Origin of the sequence: Tahibacter caeni, from assembly GCF_024609805.1 — a bacterium.
GTDB lineage: Bacteria > Pseudomonadota > Gammaproteobacteria > Xanthomonadales > Rhodanobacteraceae > Tahibacter > Tahibacter caeni.
Window position 1 is genome coordinate 1 of the sequence record NZ_JANFVR010000607.1, and the last position, 1,466, is coordinate 1,466.

1 protein-coding gene is annotated in these 1,466 nt (G+C 76.3%); it reads right to left on the reverse strand.

Translation table 11 applies throughout. The annotated features are described in order from the left end of the window. Positions 1–1,466, reverse strand: a 1,466-nt coding sequence (locus tag NON22_RS24235) for a hypothetical protein (protein WP_257389548.1), incomplete at both ends; no start/stop codon positions are given.

Consider the following 1,466-nt stretch of genomic DNA (forward strand, 5'->3'; position numbering starts at 1 on the left):
GGGCTCTTCCGATCTGGCGCGCGCGAGCGCGGGCTCCGCCGGCGAAGCCGCCGCGTCGGCGCCGTGCAGCACTTCGTCGAACAGGCGGCGCGCTTCGCCGAGGCGGCCGTTTGCGGCGAGCGCCTCGGCACGCTCGACGCGCACGCGCTGGCGCAAGGCCGGATCGCCGACGCGCTGGCGCTGCGCCCAGCCCTGCTCGCTCTCCTTCAGGGCATCCAGCGGCTGCAGCAGCGCGAGCCGCGCTTCGACGAGATTGACCACGGCGACGGCGTATTCGCTGAGCATGCCGAAGCGCTGGAACTGCTGGCCGGCGCGCTCGAGTCCCGGCAGCGCGTCGGCCGGCCGCCCCTGCTCCATCGCGAACGCGCTTTCGTTCGCGTCGACCATGGCCGACAGCAGCGGATCGCCGGCGGTGCCGAGCACGACGCGCGCCCGCGCGAAGTCGGCCGTGGCCGCGTCGCGGCGCAGCTGGCGCGCCTGCACGATTCCGCGGTGGTTGTAGGCGCGGCCGAGCGCGACCGGCTGGCGCTGGGTCTCCAGCAGCGCGACGGCGCGGTCGCAGGCGTCCAGCGCCGCGACCAGATCGCCGCCGCGCGACAGCACCACGCAGAGGCTTTCGAGCGCACGGCCGTGCAGCGCCGCGTCGCTTTCGGCTGGTACGTCCACGAGCAGGCGCTCGATGCGTTCGCGCGCCCGCGGCAGGTCGCCGGCGCGCAGATCGATGAGGATTTCGCGCAGCCGCAGCTCCGGCTCGGCGCGCTGCGCCGGCGACGCCGCGGCGATCAGCGCGCGCGCCGCATCGAGCTGGTCCGACAGGCGCGCCGCGTCGACGCGCTGCAACAGCTCGGCCAGCGGCAGATCCGCCGCGCGCGGCAGCGGCGTCGTGCTGCCGCGGCCCAGCGCGCCGAGCAGCAGATCGGCGACCGCATCGGCGGCGGCGATCGGATTGTCGGCCGACGCCTGCAGGGAACGCTGTCGGCCGTCGGCCGTGAGCAGCTCGGCGCGCGCGATCCAGGTCGCGCCGCTGCGGCGCAGCGCCGGCTGCACGAGATGCTGCACCTCGACCGCCCGGCGCAGATTGACCGCCGCGGCCTCGGTCGCGACGCCTTCGGGCACGAGGCGCACGACACTGTCGCTGGACAGCACCGGCAGGCCCGCGCCGCGCAGCCGCGTCGCGAGCAGATCCATGACGCCCAGGCGCAGCCATGAGTCGCCGGCTTCGGCGACGACGTCGGCCGGCAGCACGGCGCAGCTGTCCGGCGGCAGGCTCGCCGCGCCGATGACGAGACCGGCGGTGGCGGGTGCGCTGCGCGGCAGCACGGAGACGACGAGCCAGACCGCCGCCGCAACCAGCACGAGCGCGCAGACGGCGGCGACGAGCGCACGGAAGCGGCGCCGCTCGCGCTCGCTGCCGAGACGCTGCGGCGCCGGCGGCAGCTGCGACGGCGCGACTTCCGGCTGGGCCG